Consider the following 18662-nt stretch of genomic DNA (forward strand, 5'->3'; position numbering starts at 1 on the left):
GATATGACAACGACTTCGACAATCAACAAAACTGAACTCAAATCCCTGATCGGACCCGGAAAGATCTTTTTTAAAAACGATCCCGACTTCGACGAAGCGACCTTTCTTTCTTTTGGAACGGATAGAACCAAGGTTTACAAACCGGATTTCGACATTCTCGCATTCCCTACCACCACGGAAGAAGTTGCAAAAATCGTAAAATACGCTTACGACAACGATATCGCGATAGTTCCTTCCGGCGGACGAACCGGTTACGCGGGCGGAGCGATCGCAAAGAACGGAGAATTGGTTCTTTCGCTTGCGAAGATGGATAAGATCTTGGACTTCGATCCGTTTTTCGGAAGCATCAAGGTTCAGGCCGGAATGATCACCAAAAATCTCCACAAAGAAGTCGAAGAAAGGGAATTTTATTTTCCAGTGGACTTCGCGGCCACCGGCTCCTCTCACATCGGAGGAAACATCGCGACGAACGCGGGCGGCGTAAGAGTCGTTCACTACGGCTTGATTCGTCAATGGGTTTTAGGTCTTACCGTCGTCACCGGAACCGGTGAAATTTTGGAATTCAACGGAGAGGTTCTCAAGAACAACACGGGTTACGATCTCAAACAGCTTTTTATCGGCTCGGAAGGAACGTTAGGCGTCATCACTGAAGCAACCCTCAAGCTGACCACAAAACCTTTGGACAACCGGGTTCTGCTCGTATCCGTTCCCGACTTCTCTTCCATCCTCTCCTTGTTCAAAGAAACGCATCAAGTTAAAGTTCCTTTGCTCGCTTTCGAATTCTTCACCGAATATTGTCTCGGAAAAGTAAAAGCGCACCTCGGAGTTCCCGACCCGTTTCAAACTCCGAGTCCATATTACGTTTTGATGGAATTCGAAATCGCGGAAGAATCGGACGAGGAAAAACTGTTCGGCTTTCTGGAAACGATCACCGAAAAAGGTCTGATCAGCGACGGAAGCCTCGCGCAAAATTCAAGACAATCCGAAACCTTCTGGAAATACAGGGAAGGGATCAGCGAAAGTATTTCGATCGAATACACCGTACACAAAAACGACATATCCCTTCCTCTGCGGAACATGGAGCCGTTTCTGATAGACATGGAATCGTTGTTAAACGGTAAATATCCCGGTTTCGAAATCGCGCTCTTCGGACATATCGGAGACGGAAATCTTCACCTAAACATCGTTAAACCGAAGGATCTTTCCAACGAGGAATTCTTCAAAAAGTGCAAGGACGTCGATCCCGACATGTTCCGTTTATTACAAAAATATCATGGATCGATCAGCGCCGAACACGGGATCGGACTTTTGAAAAAGGACTTTCTCCATTTTTCAAGATCCCAGGCAGAAATTTTTCTGATGAAGGAAATCAAAAAGTCCATGGACCCTAAAAACATCATGAACCCGGGCAAATTGTTCTGATGATTTCAACCAACGGGTCCGGCGGAAAAAAGCCGAGTAAGAAAAAGAAGAAGATACAATCCGAACACCGGATTGTTATGCGAAGTCTTACTCTGGACGATTACGCGGACGTCAAAGAGATCATGGACATCGTCTTTCCGGAGTTCGACGGAGCCTGGAAGAAGAATCAGTTCGAATCTCAGATCACGAAATTTCCGGACGGTCAGATCTGTATCGAAGACAACGGCAAAGTCGTGGGTGCGGCGATCAGTCAGATCATCAAGTGGTCCGATTACGGAGACAATCATACCTACGAGGAAATCGTCGGAAAGGGCGATCTGAAAAATCATAACGAGAACGGAGACACGCTCTACGGAGTCGACATTTTCGTTCATCCGGAATACAGAGGATTGCGTCTCGGTCGAAGATTATACGACGCCCGAAAGGAACTCTGCGAGAAGTTGAATCTCAAACGGATCGTGGTCGGTGCGTGGATGCCCGGTTATGAAAACTACGAAGACACGATGACCCCCGCACAATACATCGAAAAGGTAAGGGACAAGGAAATCTACGATCCGGTTCTTTCCTTTCAACTCGCAAACGGCTTTCACGTCCGCAAACTCAAACGCGGATACTTCGGTCATACGAAAGGTTTCAGCTCTTACGCCGTTCTATTAGAATGGTTGAATATTTATTACGAAAAGGAAGAAACCACGCTGATCGGAGGACAAAAAACCGTCGTCCGCGTGGGCGTCGTTCAAATGCAGATGCGTCCCGTCACCGGCATAGAAGAATTGATGCGCCAGGTGGAATTCTTCGTGGATACGGTCGCGGGCTATAACGTCGATTTCGTATTATTTCCCGAATTTTTTAATGCGTCCTTGCTCGCGCGTTACAACGACAGAAGCCCTTCCGACGCGATGCGGGCGCTTTCCAGTCATACAGAAAGCATCATCGAAAAGATGGTCGAACTCGCGGTTTCATACAACGTGAACATCATTTCCGGAAGTATGCCGGAATACAGGGAAAACACTCTTCACAACGTTTCGTATCTTTGCAGAAGAGACGGAACCTACGAGGAGCAATACAAACTTCACGTAACTCCGGACGAAGACTTTTACTGGGGCGTCAAGGGCGGTTATAATCTTTCCGTATTCAATACAGACGCGTGCAAGATCGGAATTCTCATCTGTTTCGACGTGGAATTTCCGGAGCTTCCGAGATTCCTGGCCGAACAAGGAATGGACGTTCTGTTCGTTCCGTTTTACACGGACACGAAGAACGGATACAACCGCGTAAGACATTGTGCGATGGCGAGAGCGATCGAAAACGAATGTTACGTCGTGATCTCCGGTTCGGTCGGCGCTCTGCCTCACGTGGAGAACATGGACATTCAATACGCTCAATCCGCCGTGTTTACTCCTTCGGATTTCGCGTTTCCACACGACTGCGTCGCCGCGGAATCCGTTCCGAACACGGAGATGACTTTGATCGCGGATTTGGATCTGGACTTGTTAAAAGAGCTCCGTAAAAAAGGATCGGTTCGAAATCTTTCCAACCGAAGAAAAGATCTCTACGAACTCAAATGGATTTACGAATCATGAAAATTTTTTCCATCGTTACGATTTTTATCTGGCTCGTATTTGCCGGTCTTCAGTGGAACGATCCCGATCCTTGGCTTTGGATTCCTTTGTATATGAGCGTCGTAATCCTATATGCTGGATTTTTAATGTATCCCGAAAAATCGAAACTCTGGCTGAGAACATCCTTGATTCTTTCTGCGCTCTTTTCGGCTGGAACGGTTTTGGCGGCGATGCAAATCGAAAATCTTTCCTTTGACGACGAGGTTACGAGAGAAATGGGAGGTCTGATTTTGTCCGCGATCTGGTCCAGAATTCCCGGCTTTTGGATCCGCAAGAGAGAAACGAGTGCAATTTCGAAAGGATGAAATCTTTCAATATCACAAAAAGAGGAATTTCTATTCCGGTCTGATCTTTCTCGGTTCCGTTTTTCTCGCCGTCATTCTTTTGAGTTTAACCGCGTCCGGTCTTTTAAAACTGGAAATTCCCGGTTTGGAAGCGATTCAAAAACTCGTTCTTTATGTAAGCAAAGAAATCCGTAAACCGAGCCTGCTCGGCGTTTTCTTTACAACCCTCTTCGGCGGTTTGTTTTTCTTTTATCTTCCGATCGAATTCTTATACATACGCGCCGCGTATTCCAAACTAGACGGAAGCGATTTAGTAATGCTGCATATTCTCGGGTTGGTGATATCGTTCACGATCAATTACTTTCTGGGAAGAATCGCGGCCCGCGCTTGTATCAAACTGATCAGTCCGAAAAAATTCTATCGTATGAAGGGTTTCTTAAATCGTTACGGCGTTCTTGCCATCTTCGCGTTCAACGCGTTGCCTTTGCCCGCTCCGATCTTGAGCGCGGTGTTAGGCGTGATCCGTTATAAGAAAAAAATTTTTTATCCGGTGTTTGTCGCGGGTCAGTTGGCGCAGTGTGCGGTGATTCTTTTCTTTGTTCGTTTCGTATTTACCGGTAAGATTTTTTAAAACGTAGTAGTTCCTACATTGATTTCAAAATTAAATTTTCGGATCACGAAGGAGTTCCTACATTCGTTTTTAGAATCGATTTATAGAAGAACAAAGGGATCGTAGCAGTTCCCACATTTGTTTGAAAAATAAATTCTTAGATGAGTTTGCAGGAAGTAATAACTCCTACATTCCTCTTATGAATCAATTGTCAGGGAAGTGTCATAGCTTTCCCATTCCCTAAGTCTTGATTTCCAAAATTTTTTCCGACCTCTAAAATGTTTTCACCGCAATCTCCCTTGACTCTAAATGTCTCCGAAAAATATTGAGAATCATTTTCAAAATCAAAAACATAAAAATGAAACAAAAATCAATTCTGTCCCTTTCTGTTTTTATCATTCTGTTGTTTTCAGTGGGAGTTCCCGCCCAGCCGCAGTCGGAAGAAAATTCGAATCAACCGACATCCGACAAACAACCTCCGACGACGCAACCATCTCCTTCTAATTCCAATGGAGAAGATACGGAAAAGGAAAAATGGGGAAAAGGAACGATCTCGGTAATCGGTAAACGCAAAACCGATCTGAAACGAATCCCCGGTTCGGCAACCGTAATCGAAAAAGAATTCTTAGAACAAACCAAACCCGTCGATTCCATGGAAGTTTTGCGAAGAGTTCCCGGCGCTTCGATCCGTTATCAAGACACGGGATTGATTTTGAACATAGGATTTCGAGGAGTGAACAACGACCTCGGCCGTAAAGTTCTCATCTTAGAAGACGGAATCTTTACTTCCCTCAATCCCTACTCGGCACCGGAACAATATTATACTCCGAACATCGATCGTATGGAACGAATCGAAGTCGTCAAAGGTTCGGGGGCGATCCTCTTCGGGCCTTCGACCATCGGCGGCGTGATCAACTTCATCACAAAACGTCCTCCGAAAGAACCGGTCCTTTCCGTTTCCACGCAAGGCGGTTCTTACGGTTTTTTCTCTTCTCAAGTTTCGTACGGTGGAACGTTCGGAAACACGGGAATCGACATTACTCTCTTGAGAAAACAAGGGAACGGTTTTCGCGATCACCAAGATTTTCGTCTGCACGAACTCTCCTTTAAATCGGTCACCGATCTGAACGAAAAACATACGTTGACGACGAAGTTCTTGGGAACCGTCCAAGACGCGAACATGACGTATTTGGGTTCGACCACCGCTCAGCTTTGGAATAATCCTTCCTCCAACTTTGCGGAACAGGACAATCGTCAGCTTCAACGATATTCCGGGGACATCGGTCACGAATGGAAACTCACCGATCATTCCAAGCTCGTCACGAAAGTTTATTCGGCTTATACGGAAAGAAACTGGGCTAGACAGAATTACGTCCGAAACACGGGCTCATACTTCACTTCTTATCCGGGTAACGTCATCAAAACGTACGATACGGAACCTTTCGTAAATAGACCGGGAGATACGGTTTACATGTTGGACAGCGTCGGCCATCGAAATCGTACGTATCGTTTCGTCGGTGCGGAATCCCGCTACCAACTCGATTATCAATTTTTAGGAATTAAGAATCAACTCGACGCCGGTCTTCGGTATCACTATGAAACCGCGGACATCAAATACTTGGACGGACCGTCTACTCCCGATTATGCGATCTTCGGAAACGGTCTCAACAATCCCGCGACCGGAACCGCTTCTTCCGAATATTCTCTCGCTAAATCAGGAGCTTTAAGAGATCACGAAGTCAATAATACGAAATCGATCGCGGGTTTTGCGCAGAACAGTTTCAAATTTTACGATAAGTTTTCCGTGATCCCCGGCGTTCGTTACGAAACGTTCACACAGAACAGAACGATTCTCCGTCAACAAGCGGTCGACCCGGTCACCAACCAACCCGATCCAAATTCTCCCTCTCAAGAAGTGGATAAGGGAAGCAAACACGTCTATCACGTCGTGATCCCGGGTTTGGGTTTGACCTACGACATCAAAAAGGATCTGACTTGGTTTGCGGGCGCTCACAAAGGTTTTTCTCCCCCTCGTTATCAGGACGCGCTGAACAATTCGGGGATCGTCAATCGAATCGATCCTGAATATTCGTATAACTACGAAACCGGAATCCGCGGAGATATTACGAAAACCTTAAACGCCCAAGTCACCTATTTCGATCTGAACTACGTCAATCAGATCATCATCACTTCTTCGACTTCCGGGAACGACTCCGCTTCTTCCGCTAAGAATGGAGGAAGAACTTACAGCCGAGGCGTGGAAACGAACTTCACCTTCGATCCTGCAAAACTGTTCGACGCCTCCTTTAAACTTCCGATTGAACTGATTTACACCAGAGCCGACGCAAGAATGAACCAATATTCCATCGACACTTCCAAAGTTACGGCGAATCAATCCCTGCTCGACTTCGTCGTCACGCAGAGAGATAAGAACGGAAACTACGTACCGTATGTTTCCCGCGATACGGCGACTCTCGCGTTGGGATTCATTCACCCGAAAGGTTTTTATGCAAGGGGAGAATATCAATACTTCTCCGCGCAGTATCACGACGACGCGAACACCCGCACCGCGTATTGGTCGGACTCGATCACGGACCCTCTCGGTAAAAAAGTATTACAATATTTGAATATTACTTCCAATAGCTCGGGCGAAACCGGAGTCATTCCGGCCTACGGTCTGATCAACGCTTCCTTCGGTTACAAACACCCCGTCAAACGCTGGAGCGTTTTCGTTACGGGTAAGAATTTAGCCGACGTTCGTTATATTTCCGGCCGTCTCCCCGAGGGGATTCAAGTCGGACCGTTTCGCCAAATCAACGTAGGAGTTACCTTTGAACTCTAAGCGCGGCGTCGGACTTCTTCGTCTCTTTTTGGCGGAAAAACGTATGAGTTCCTACAGTTTCGGGAGAATTCTCCCTTTCCAGCCGGGATTTTCCCGGAAGACATGTGGGAACTCCTCCCGATCCGGAATTTTTCGCGGGAGTTCCCGCAAATTCAACCCAACCCAGAATTTTCAGTTGACGACTTTAATGATATTGAGAATTAGTATCAATATCATAACAACCAGTTCATCGAAAATTCCCCGGTTGCGGGCGATACGCCCTCTTCCGGGACCTTTTTTCAAAGACATTCAGGAAAATCCAATGAACCTAAAAAAACTCGTTTCTCTTTTATGCATTGCGGCTGCGATTCTTTTCTCGAATTGCAAGCCCGAAGATAAATCCAACGATACCACGATGTTAGCGGGAGTAATCGCGTTAGGCGCCGTTCCGACCGCAAACAAAGCGCAGGTCGTCGATCGTTACCTTCAGCTCGGATACGAATCCTACGATCAGAGTTATAAAGACGCGGTAACTCTTCAAACCGCAATCGCGACTTTCGCAGCAACGACGACTCCCACCGCCGCCGATCACACGAATTTAAAGAATCTTTTCGTCAAAGCGAGAGCTTCCTACTTAGTGACGGAAGCGTTTCGTTTTTCTTCCGGCCCGATCGATAACTCGGATGTCATAGGCTGCGGCGACGCCGTAGACGGATCGGGAGCGAACGAGTGCGAAGGTTTGATCAACGCATGGCCGTTAGACGAAAGCGCAATCGATAATTACGTCGCCGGAGCCGGCGGAACGACTTACGCCAATATCTTAGCCGCAAACGGAAACTCAGCTGGAACAACCGAAGGCAATGATGAGAAGGCGATCACTGTCGGTTGGCATGCAATCGAATATCTTCTTTGGGGTGCGGACACTTCCAACGGAGGAATCAACCAAATCGCGGGACAAAGAGCCGTGTCCGATTTCAACAATACAGGAAGCGGTCCGAGAAGAAAAGCATACTTGAAAGCGATCACAGACGCTCTTGTTTTGCAGTTAAAACTCATTCGGGATCAATACTCGAGCGGAACGGCATACTCGACGGCGTTAAAATCCAATCCTGATGCGGCCGTAACGAAAATCTTTCAAGGACTCGGTAAATTCATCGCGGGAGAATGGGGAGGAGAAAGACTCACCGGAACCTTCGGCGGAGAACAAGAAGAAGAACATTCCTGCTTCAGCGATACTACGAAAGCCGACTTCTACTACGATGCTCAAGGTGTGTTGAACGTATGGAACGGTTCTTATGAACTGAAAAAAGGCGCCGTGGTTTCCAGAGGACCGGGACTCAGCAGCTTGTTTGGAACTTTAACCGCTCCTCCGATCACGGCGCAGGTCACTTCGTCCAGAGACGCATTCTGCATCAATCTTGCGGAACAAAGCGCTGATCCAAATTACACGACTTCTTGTCCTTCCGGGTCGATGACGGGACGTTACGATCAGATCATTAAAAACACGGATTCCGAGTACAACATTCTTTTCAATACTCAGAAATTGATCGGAGACACTCTGAAAAAAACGATCACATCCGCCGCAAGCTCGGTCGGAGTTTCGATTACGGACTTCTCCATCTAAACAAAGCCGAAAAATTAAAATATAAAGATGATGAATGGTTATGAAAAACAAAAATTTAATAAGAAAGGAAGAACCCTCTTTCTTTCCGGTTTCAATCGTTTCTAAAATAAGAATAGGATTCCTGATCGGAATCCTATTCGGTTTATTCGCGCAGTGTAACAACGGAATCTTCGACGAGAAAAAAAAGAATCACGATCTGGAGACGGCGGCGGCGATTCTTCTTTATCTTCAGAACGCCGATCCGGGTGAACAATACTCAGGCGGCTTAACCACCACCTTCGATTCCAGCGTGAACGCATTCGATCTTGCCGCGGCGAATCTCCGCGACGGAGGGAACATCGATTTTCAAGGAGGAAATTCCTTCTTCAATCGTATTTGGGTCCAAGGCGGGAACTCCGCATCCGACGGACTCGGCCCTGTATTCAACAGCACTTCCTGCAACGGTTGTCACGTGAAAGACGGAAGAGGAACTCCCCCCGCAAGCGGAAGCAGTTCGTTCAATACGATGCTTGTCCGAGTCAGTAAAAACGGAAAAGATCCGATCACCGGCGGTCCGGTCGGACTCGATAATTACGGTTTGCAGATCAACGATCGCGGAGTCGCGGGTCCTCCCGCAGTATCGGGTGAAGCGACCACGACGGTAACGTTCGCAGAAGAGCCCGGAACCTTTCCGGATGGAGAAGCGTATTCTCTAAGAAGACCAACGTTCACGATTTCTGCTTGGAACTTCGGAACTCCTCCCGTCGTAAATCAATCCCCGCGAACTTCTCCGATGATTCCCGGACTCGGACTTTTGGAAGCGATCCCCGAATCTACGATCCGTTCTTTTGCGGATGAAAACGATTCGGACGGAGACGGTATATCAGGAAAACCGAATATTGTCTGGGACGCGAAACTGCAGAAAAAAACCCTCGGAAGATTCGGATGGAAAGCGAACGAACCGAATCTCTTTCAACAAAACCAAGGAGCGTTCTTGGGAGATATAGGAATTACGAGTCCCCTCTTTCCGAGCCAAAACTGCGCGGCGACGCAGACGGACTGTGCGACGTCCACGCCCGGCAACAACGGAACTCCGGAAGGAACGGAAATTTCCACAAGAACTGCGAATCTCGTGACTCTTTATACGAAACTCGTAAGCGTTCCCGGAAGAAGAAACTGGACTCACACCGATGTCGTGCGAGGAAAACAGATTTTTTCCGAGATCGGATGCAACTCTTGTCATAAACCTTACATCCTCACAGGATACGTGGAAGGGTTCCCCGAAATCTCCTTCCAGCATATCAAACCGTATACGGATCTTCTGCTTCATGATATGGGAACGGACTTAGCGGACAACCGCGAAGATTTCGAAGCGACCGGAACCGAATGGAGAACCCCTCCTCTATGGGGAACGGGACTCATTCAGAAAGTCAACGGGCACAACAATCTTCTGCACGACGGACGCGCCCGAGGTCACAAGGAAGCGATTCTCTGGCACGGGGGAGAAGCGCTAAGCTCCAGAAACAAATTCGTCAATCTTCCGAAATCGGATAGGGACAAACTAATTCTGTTCCTGGAGTCTTTATGAGAATTTTAGAATATACTGATATTTCCGAGACAAGAATCAAACTCGTCCGAAAGATCAAGATTCTTGTTCTTTCTTTATCGATCGTTCTTCCCGGAATCCGTTGCGAAGACCTGGGCAAAATCACGGGAACGGAAACTTTGCTGATCGCCTTATTTGCAAACGCCAGCACGGGAGAATTTCTCAACTATACGGCCAATCAGGTCGCGGTGCCTCAATTCAGCAAACTTTTGGTTGCGACAAATCAGCTGAAGACGAGCGCGACCGCGTATCAAACAACGCAGGACGCGACGACACTTGTCGATTTGCAAACCAAATGGCTTGCCGCGCGAAGAATCTTCAAACAAAGCGAGATCTTTTATATCAACCGTTCTTATCTTGCATCTAATTACTTTCATCGATTGGACGGTTATATCTTGGGTGAAAACAGCCGTCCCGTGGCAACCGATCTCAATACGGCCGCAACCGGAAGTCCTAACACAAGCACGGTGGATTCGTATCCGTTGACAAGAAAAGGATTTGCGGCATTGGAATACTTCATCTTTGATAACGGGGACGGAGTTCACGACGCGACGGATACGATCGCGAACATCAACGCAGCGAACACGGGAAGCGCGGGAAGAAGGGCATACATCGTATCTCTCGCAAGCGTCATTCAATTGGATGCGCAACGTCTTTATAATTCTTGGAACACGGCTTCGGGAAACTTTGCGGGAGAATTAGCCACGGGAACCGGATCGTTCGGCGGAATCAAAGATGCGGTCGATTCGTTTATCAACGGAATCGTTCAATTGGAATACGTGAATCAAGACGTTCGGGTGGGAGTTCCCGCAGGGTTGACATTGGCAGGCACGACCCAATTTCCCGCAAAACTGGAATCGATCTACAGCGACACTTCCTATCAGGATTTACTTTCTTCCGTGGAAGGTTTCGAACTGGTATATTACGGAAACACGAGCGACAATGACGCGAGATCTCTCAGCTATCTCGTTCAATTTCAAAGCAGCGCATTGGATGCCCGCGTAAAAACGAAGATCGCAACTTTGAAAACCGCCATTCAAGGTCGAATCAACGCGTCCGCGACGCTCAAAGCCGATCTTACGGGAAATTTAAGTTTTGTGAATACGGAAATCTACCAGCGATTCCGCGACCTAAGAACGACGACGGCGACCGAAATCATCGGAATCTTAGGCGCGAACGCCCTACCGTCAAACTCGGACGGGGACTAAAACTCGCAACCGGATTCCAAGATACGAATCCGGAATAAATTCAAAATTTGGAATATTCCGTTCTCTTAAAACGAATACGGCATACAAGCCAAATTCCCGACCGCGTTCGAATACGCGTATGAATGTTTCGTAAGCCCGGGATCAAGGGTGGAGTATGCGGCAAACTCATTCGTGGAAACGTATACTTTGTTTTGATGAGAAACTGCGATTTTTCCGGTAACCGCGTCGAACGTCCCTTCGATTCCGTTGGAAGCGAACGGTAGAGAAATCAAAGTCCAATTCGCGCCCCCGTCGACCGTTTTATACAATTTCGTGAGAGAATAATCCAAGCCGTAGAGAGCGTAACCGTCGTTTGCGGTTAAGAACTTTACTTTGAAAAAACTTCCGCCGGTCAAGTTATGCGCCACCGTCGCCCAAGCGGCTCCCCCGTCCGTCGTTTTTCCCAAAGAATTCGCGGCGGCGACCCAACCATTCAAAGAATCCAAAAAGAAAAGTCTGGATCGGTACGAAGTGGGGGCGTTTGTCGCATTAAAATTCGCGCCGCCGTTGGTCGAACGATATACGCCGATCGTCGAACCCGAATTCGAAGCGGTATATACGATCTCCGAAGCGGAAAGCATTACAAGATCGTAGATGGAAGTTTGTTGGCCGATCGAATACCGAGTCCAGGATTCTCCGCCGTCCGCGGTCCGATCCAGAAAATACTCCGAGCCGTAACTCGCGGTGTATAAATATCCTCTTCTAAGTCCGTTCAAAGAATCCGCAAACAAAACAGCTCGATAATATCCGGTCAATTTCGGACCTAAATAAATCGGACCGAAATACGAAGGTTCGAATTTCATCGGAGACCAACTCTCTCCCGAATCCGAAGTTTTATACGTCACGGTTTCACCGTTTGTCGCATACATGAAAGCTTCGGATTGAAACGAATAACCGAACGTATAACCGCCCTTAAGCGGAGAAGCGGGAGTTCGGTTCGAAAAATTGATTCCGTCCCTGCTGAATGCGAGCGTGACTTCTTCCTTGGAGTTGGTTTCGTAGGAAGCGGATCGGTTATACGCGGCGACAATCGAACCGGAGGGGAATAATTTGATTTCGTTCGCGGTAACCGGTTTGGGCGGAGTGTACGCGGTTTGAGCGCACCAAGTCATCATCAAGAATTGCGTTTCATTGATCGCGTCTTCTTTTTTACAACCCGTAGCGAACAGCATAAAACCGCACAAAAGAATCAGATAGAATTTCGTGCGAGAAGCGGACTTCGGTTGCAAACGATCCATTTTCAAATCCTTCCTTTTCAGCCCTTTTCGAAAAAGCGTAAAAAAGATTCCATCTAAATCGACAGAACTTCGCTTAACAATAATATCAGAAAAGGAGGGTTTCAAGCCATATTTTTCTTTTAAAATAAGGACTTTTATGCAAAATCAGATTTAAGACTTTCGAATATACGGCGGACGGATCGATATGAAACGGATTCTTTCTAAAATTCTAATCTATCTCCTGTTGCCTTTTCTTTGTATGAGCCAAGTTCACTACGAAACGATCGACCTTGACGACTTGATCCGCAGTTCTTCGCATATCGTTTTGGTTCGCGCCTCCGATCCTCCCTATTCCGTGCGAAAGGTCAAAATCGATTCCCGTCTGTTGAAGGAACGCGGAATCCAAACCAAACCGAAAAACAAGATCCCCGATTTTGAAAGGAGAATCTATCGTTACGAGGTTTTGGAAACGTATAAAGGAAACGTGGAAACGAAAACGATCGAAGTCCTTCCTGCAAACTACGAAGATTCCTTGGAACTTCATATCCTCTATTACGGAATCGGACTTTCCAAGTCTCCGATTTATCCCGCCTATCGATCCTCTCTTTCGGAGGAACCCAATCCGGAAAATCAGAATTTTATACTATTCTTAAGCGTTTTCCATCGCACCGGAGAATTCGAAATGAGCGCGATCGGCGGAATCGAATCCGCGGACAAAAAAGAGGAAATCTTAAATAAAATCGGGAAACGCTAAACCGAAAATCGGCTTGCCTTCCGAACGCGAACTGATTCCATTCACCGGAAAAACAATCAATGGAGAATGGAATGAATCCTGCAGTCATCGCATTATTGGGTTTTGTCGCTTGGACGCTGATCCTCGGAATTTGGGTCGTAAGCATACGATCGATTAAGGTCTTAATGGGAGAAAAAAAATCGAACGAGTTCCCTTCGGGAATCCAACACGGAAGCGATTTCTATTGGAGACTCAATCGGGCTCACGTGAATTGTATCGAAAACCTACCCTTATTCGGAGTTCTGGTTTTGATCGGAGCCTTTGCGGGCGTGATCGATGCAACGTTCATACTCGTCAGTCAAATCGTTTTAGGAGCGAGAATCGTTCAAACGCTCGCACATATCAGCTCGGGTTCCGTGCTTGCGGTCAACGTGCGTTTTACGGGGTTTATCGTACAATACGGAAGTTTCGCTTGTCTGCTCTGGCAGATTCTCCATAAGTCCGGAGCCGTCTGAAACGCGATGTCGCTTTAAACCAACGCAAAAAGAATTGGATTCTTTAGAATTCCCTAAAATTCTGGAATCAATGATCGTATTTGCGGACAAGGAGAAGGAGCTCAAGGACTCGAAAAGTTTTTGGGCCTGTCTCGGAAGAAACGTAATTTCAAAATCGGGAGAAAACTCGGGAAGACTGATCGACTTTCGTTTTCTCTCCGGAAATCTTTCCGGCATCATAGTACTCAAGGGTTTTCGCAGAGTCTACTTTTCCCGGGAACATCTCAAATCCGATTCCAAAGAAAGACTTCTGCTCAAGATCGATCCGCCGAGCAATCTTTTGGGAAAACGAGTCTACGACAAGAACGCGCGCTTTCTCGGCTCGGTTTCTTCCGTTCAAGTGGCCCCGGGAACGGTAAAACTGATCCGATTCTGGGTTCGGAAATTTCCGTTCTCTCCCAAAACGGAATTCTATCCCGAAGATATCGAAACCTCGGTTAAGAATATCATATTAAAAAAAGATCATGCAAAACGAAGATAACATCACTTCGGACGATATTCTCGGAAAGGAAGCCCTCGATCCGGAAGGCCAAGTCCTCGGAGTCGTCATCAAACTACATATCGATCGTGCGGAAAAAAAGATCACCGGGATTACGATCGATCAGGGTTTTATGAAACCGGATCTATTCATCGGAATCGATTACGTCAAAACCCTCGGTGTGGACGCGATTCTACTCAATACGATCCCGTTCGAAAAATACAAAGGACTCAAAGTGTTGAACAGCGACGGCTCCGAAAACGGAATCGTGGAAGAAGTGATTTCCAAAAACGGAAAACTCGAATTCATCATCGTAAAAACTTCCCTCAATCCGCTTTCCAAAGAACGGAACAAGATCCCCGCATCCAAGATTCAGGAAATCGGAGACAAGATTTTGCTCAAAAGAAAATCTTCTTGACCAAAGCGATTTCTTAAGAACGATTCTTTTTACTTAATTTTTTTGTTCACGAGTCCTTATGTCCTCCAAGTTCGACTTCCTTCGTAAAAACCTCTACAGCATGGCCGAGCTATGTCTGGAACAGGTGTTGCTACTGGACGACGCATTGGAACAAGACGACGGAGAACTTGCAAGAAAGCTAATCGACCGGGACGACCTGATCGACAACCTCGAAAAACAAAACGACAACCTTTCCCAGAACGCGATCTTGGAAGCCGTTGCAAACCGCAATTCCATGGGAATGGATCAAGTGGACGGAGAAGTCGTTTTAAAACGGGACCCTCTTCGCTTCGCTCTCTCCGCAATTCGGATCACGAGAAACTTGGAAAGAATGGGAGATCAGATCGTTAACTGCGCCAAATGTTTTCGAAGAGGTCTGATCCCGAAACGTTTCTTCTGTGACGAGGAGATTCTCAATAAGCTCTTATCCAGAGTCATTACGATCGTAGGAATGGCCGTGGAATCCTTGGTTGAGGAAAAAAACCGCTTTTACGGAAGCGTTCATTCCGTGGAAGAAGAGATCAACAATCTCTGTCAATCCGCGTTCTTAAAGTTCGTAATGGACCCAAGACTGGATAAGAATCAATTTGCGGACGTTTATCGACTGATTCTATGTTTGGAACGAACCGGAGACTACGCCGTCAACATTGCGGAAGAGTTGGTTCGTCTCAACACAGGCATGGACATTCGACACGTTTCCGATCCGGTGCAGGCGATCGCAAAAACCGCAAGCTGATCGTTTGCAATCACAAACGGCAACGCGTTCGGCAACCTGTGATTCTATATTTACTCTGAGAATATTCTGGAAATATAATTCACTTCATTTCAGAATATAACCTGCTAAGGCATTTTCAAGCGAATGAGTTATACTGTTTCAGTCACTCTTATCATAAAAAGAATTTGGTTCTAGCATGAAAAAACACTTTCTCCATTCGGAAAACGGCTCCGAAGTCTTTTGGCAAATCGAAATTTCCGGTCTTGCTTTGATTCTTTCCTCCGGCAAAACCGGCTTTGTGGGAAAACGTTCCATTCGCAATTTCGATACAAGAGATCAATGTCTGAAAGAATTTCAAAAACTCATCGATCAAAAAACGAAACTCGGATTCAAAGAATCGGATCAAATTCCTTCCTTTAAAACTCTGACCGGAAAATCGAATTATCTCGAAACCTGGAAGTCCATCGTAAACGCTTCCGAACCGAAAGAAGCGCTCCGTTCCCATTTTCAGATTCTTGCGGAAACGGAAGAATGCAAAGAACTGCTCGATCGAATCATTTCCAAGATCGATCAAGTCTACATCGAGAACGATCAGTTCGTCTTCACTCTTCCTTGGCATCACGACGAGGAAACCTCCGTTCATATCCGATGGAACGCTCCGTATCTCGGTAATATTCATTCTTCCGTTCCGTATTCTTTAGCGAAGTTCGTTTCCAACTTCAACGGAGTCGGCTTTCACTATGACAACGACGACTTTGCAAGTTTATGCGTAGAGGGCGTGGACGCTTACGGAGAAAACAGACCTGCGCGCGTCATCGGTGGCGGAGGCTGGGAAGAAGAAATCTTGGAAGAAGGAGACGACTGGTGGATCAATCCGTTGGTCATAGTGGGAAAAGATTTCGGAGACGTTCAGAGTTTCGGAGCATTCGACGAAAGCCAAAATTGGTACGTCTTTCATCCATTCATCAAAAATAAATTCGGCGAACCCGCAATCGCAACCGTCGATCATGGATCCTGCGAGATGGAAGGGGAAGACGTTCATTTTGGAATGGGCGGTTTTATTCTGAGGGAGATCGCCTCCTGGATCTTGGACATTCAAGGATACGATCCCGGAAAGGATCTGCCCCTATCCGGCGGACCGGTTCTCACGAAAAAGTTTCAAGAGTTTATGGCGAATAAAGCCGTGGAACTTTCGGAAAATCACCCGATCATCGCCAAACGCTTGTTAGAGTATGATTGGCATTCCCTTTCATTCGCAATTCATAATACGATTTCCGATTGGGTCAAGTCTCTCCAGAAATCCGTCAAAAAAAACGTTCTCGTCATCGATACCTATTGGGACGACGCGGGAGAAATCATCTTTCTAGGTTTCGATTGGCACGCCGGTACCGATTACGACGATGCGATGTCGGAAGGCGCGAATGAAATCGAATACATTTTAGACTTCACTTCCTTCTATAAGACCATTTTAGGAACGACCTTTATCGAAGAATTGAACGGAGACGAAGTCATCGGAATCTTAGAGGACGACTACGCGATCACCCGCGACATCTTAGCGTATCTTTCGGTCGAAAATCTGATCTCGGTCGTAAACGGAGAAGAGTTCCAAAAACTTCCCCGCGACGAAAAAGGCGTATACGTCGCTTATTCGCATTATCACGACGAAGAAGCGGAAGTCGCTTATCATTCTTCCGAAAAGGAAATCAAAAGCGAGTTCATCAAAAGTCTTTTTTCCGCGGATGAAAAAGGAAAGCCGGCCAAGGAAATTTCGGAAAGCGAACAGGAGATTCTCGACGATATCACCGGCGACGTTCTGGAAGATTATCCTTGGGTTTGGAAAAGCACGATCGAAAAAAGCATCGATCGGCTCGCGGCGAACTTTCAAGAAAACAAGGAACGGTATCAAAGGGAATTCAACAAGATTCTTGAATATAAGGACAAAGCCTCCAGCGACGATGAGGAAATGACTTTGATGAACCTCGGGATGCAGATGAGTTCCGCCGCATTGAACCGCTTTTTACGCGAAAACAAACCTGATCTCGCGGGATGGGTTCTTCATTGTTACAACGAAATCTATCAGACTCTCGGAATCAGCCGCAATTCCACCTTGAAGGGAAACGAAACCGGAACTTCGTACAACACGGCCGAATACTTTTCCGGCGACATCATCGTCTTTATCGCGAAATACGGCGGAGGGAAATATCTTCCTTTGCTGGAGGATCTTTTGCCTTCGGACATTCAAGACGCGAGACTCGCATTCAATCTCGCGTGTTTGAATTCTCTGGAGAAGAATAAGGACAACCTTCTGCGTTATACGAAATTGGCGCTCAGCTTAGGAAAACCCAAAAAGGATTTCCAGGACAGCGACTTCGACAACTTCAAAGACGACGCAGAGTTCCATTCTTTGGTTGCCTTACACTAAAAATCGCAAGATCAAACAGGGAACCGCGTCCGTCGGAGATTTCCGAAACGACTACTCCTTCGGATTGACAACGATCGGAAGATTGTCTTTTCCTTGCGGAACGAATATCAATTTAGAATTCGGACTTTCGAAAGATTTATACTGAAGATATTTGGTCGTCAGTTTATCGTTGATGATAGCCTGTGATTTCGCCTGTGCTTCCGCGCGGATCAATTGCGCTTCCGCATCGGCTCTCGCTTTTTTCTTGGCGATCTCGATATTCTTTTCCGCGATCTCGAGTTCGTATTTCTGCTGTTCGAGTTCCTGCTGTTTGGTCAGTTTCGCCTCGATCGCAAGAAGCATGTTCGGAGAATATTCGATATCGTCCAAAATCACGTCGAACACTTCGATATGTTTTCCTTTGGTTCTTTCGATCACTGCGGTTTTGATGTCTCTCGCTAAAACCGCGCTGTTCTTGGAGATTTGAATCATCTGGTGGTGGGAGACCACGTTTCGTATCGAAGCTCGAAATTCGGGCTGCACAATGCTTCTATAATATTCCGGTCCGACCTCGATGTGAAGCTGATAGATTTCCTCCCGAATAGGACGGAGAATGATCACCGCTTGCACGTCGATCTTTAAGTCGTCGTTCGTCAAAACGTCGACCTTCTCCTTGTGAGAATCCCACTGTGTGGAATAAGTATAAATATCGTTCCAGGGAAGAAGCCAATAAAATCCGTTCAACACCGGATCCTTGCTAAGTCCCACGTCCGACATTCCGAACGGTTTCCAGAATAATCCGATCTGGCCCGGATGAACGGTGGAACCGCAGTTTAAAGTGAAAACCAAAAGCAACGCGAGAAAAAATCTATTCTTGTTCATAAGTAAACTC

16 protein-coding genes are annotated in these 18662 nt (G+C 46.6%); 14 read left to right on the forward strand and 2 right to left on the reverse strand.

Annotated elements, in window-relative coordinates; all coding sequences use genetic code 11:
- The first annotated feature begins 3 nt into the window (after positions 1–3).
- The 8 genes from DLM76_RS02680 to DLM76_RS02715 all read left to right on the forward strand — a co-directional run bounded on the left by DLM76_RS02680 (position 4) and on the right by DLM76_RS02715 (position 11176).
- A complete protein-coding gene (locus DLM76_RS02680) occupies positions 4–1422 on the forward strand; it encodes an FAD-binding oxidoreductase (protein ID WP_118955081.1) in 1419 nt (472 codons plus the stop codon).
- A complete protein-coding gene (locus DLM76_RS02685; protein WP_118955080.1) occupies positions 1422–3005 on the forward strand; it encodes a bifunctional GNAT family N-acetyltransferase/carbon-nitrogen hydrolase family protein in 1584 nt (527 codons plus the stop codon). Before DLM76_RS02680 ends, DLM76_RS02685 begins: the two co-directional genes overlap by 1 nt.
- Positions 2987–3349: a transmembrane 220 family protein gene (locus tag DLM76_RS02690; RefSeq protein WP_174714573.1), complete on the forward strand. Its 363-nt coding sequence runs from the start codon at positions 2987–2989 to the stop codon at positions 3347–3349. Before DLM76_RS02685 ends, DLM76_RS02690 begins: the two co-directional genes overlap by 19 nt.
- Entirely contained in the window at positions 3330–3959 is a 630-nt protein-coding gene (locus tag DLM76_RS02695; protein ID WP_118955078.1) for a VTT domain-containing protein, read from the forward strand. Before DLM76_RS02690 ends, DLM76_RS02695 begins: the two co-directional genes overlap by 20 nt.
- Positions 3960–4296: 337 nt before the next feature.
- Positions 4297–6780: a TonB-dependent receptor family protein gene (locus tag DLM76_RS02700; protein ID WP_118964545.1), complete on the forward strand. Its 2484-nt coding sequence runs from the start codon at positions 4297–4299 to the stop codon at positions 6778–6780.
- A gap of 301 nt (positions 6781–7081) precedes the next feature.
- A complete protein-coding gene (locus tag DLM76_RS02705; RefSeq protein ID WP_118964283.1) occupies positions 7082–8383 on the forward strand; it encodes an imelysin family protein in 1302 nt (433 codons plus the stop codon).
- 40 nt (positions 8384–8423) lie between these two features.
- On the forward strand, positions 8424–9950 hold the full coding sequence (locus DLM76_RS02710) for a di-heme oxidoreductase family protein (RefSeq protein WP_118955075.1): 1527 nt from the start codon (positions 8424–8426) through the stop codon (positions 9948–9950).
- Entirely contained in the window at positions 9947–11176 is a 1230-nt protein-coding gene (locus DLM76_RS02715) for an imelysin family protein (protein WP_118964284.1), read from the forward strand. Before DLM76_RS02710 ends, DLM76_RS02715 begins: the two co-directional genes overlap by 4 nt.
- Positions 11177–11241: 65 nt before the next feature.
- Here DLM76_RS02715 and DLM76_RS02720 read toward each other — a convergent pair whose 3' ends face one another.
- Complete coding sequence (locus DLM76_RS02720) at positions 11242–12453, reverse strand: WD40/YVTN/BNR-like repeat-containing protein (RefSeq protein ID WP_241548164.1); 1212 nt, start codon at positions 12451–12453, stop codon at positions 11242–11244.
- A gap of 184 nt (positions 12454–12637) precedes the next feature.
- Here DLM76_RS02720 and DLM76_RS02725 point away from each other — a divergent pair, with 184 nt between their 5' ends.
- The 6 genes from DLM76_RS02725 to DLM76_RS02750 all read left to right on the forward strand — a co-directional run bounded on the left by DLM76_RS02725 (position 12638) and on the right by DLM76_RS02750 (position 17791).
- Positions 12638–13186, forward strand: a complete 549-nt coding sequence (locus DLM76_RS02725) for a hypothetical protein (protein WP_118964285.1) — start codon at positions 12638–12640, stop codon at positions 13184–13186.
- A gap of 71 nt (positions 13187–13257) precedes the next feature.
- Positions 13258–13680, forward strand: coding sequence for an MAPEG family protein (locus DLM76_RS02730; RefSeq protein ID WP_118955197.1), 423 nt, complete (start codon positions 13258–13260; stop codon positions 13678–13680).
- Positions 13681–13750: 70 nt separating this feature from the next.
- The gene (locus DLM76_RS02735; protein WP_118964286.1) at positions 13751–14200 is read left to right on the forward strand and encodes a hypothetical protein; all 450 of its coding nucleotides are present in this window, start codon (positions 13751–13753) and stop codon (positions 14198–14200) included.
- Positions 14184–14615 (forward strand): PRC-barrel domain-containing protein, encoded by a 432-nt coding sequence (locus tag DLM76_RS02740; protein ID WP_118955071.1) that lies wholly within the window; start codon positions 14184–14186, stop codon positions 14613–14615. Before DLM76_RS02735 ends, DLM76_RS02740 begins: the two co-directional genes overlap by 17 nt.
- Before the next feature lie 58 nt (positions 14616–14673).
- Positions 14674–15390 carry a phosphate signaling complex PhoU family protein gene (locus DLM76_RS02745; RefSeq protein ID WP_118955070.1) on the forward strand — a complete coding sequence of 239 codons (717 nt, stop codon included), beginning with the start codon at positions 14674–14676 and terminating at the stop codon, positions 15388–15390.
- Positions 15391–15565: 175 nt separating this feature from the next.
- Positions 15566–17791 (forward strand): WGR domain-containing protein, encoded by a 2226-nt coding sequence (locus DLM76_RS02750; RefSeq protein WP_118964287.1) that lies wholly within the window; start codon positions 15566–15568, stop codon positions 17789–17791.
- 51 nt (positions 17792–17842) lie between these two features.
- On the opposite strand, the gene DLM76_RS02755 is transcribed toward DLM76_RS02750, so the two are convergent.
- Entirely contained in the window at positions 17843–18652 is an 810-nt protein-coding gene (locus tag DLM76_RS02755; RefSeq protein ID WP_118955068.1) for a prohibitin family protein, read from the reverse strand.
- Positions 18653–18662 lie beyond the last annotated feature (10 nt).

This window comes from Leptospira yasudae (genome assembly GCF_003545925.1).
GTDB classification, from domain to species: domain Bacteria; phylum Spirochaetota; class Leptospiria; order Leptospirales; family Leptospiraceae; genus Leptospira; species Leptospira yasudae.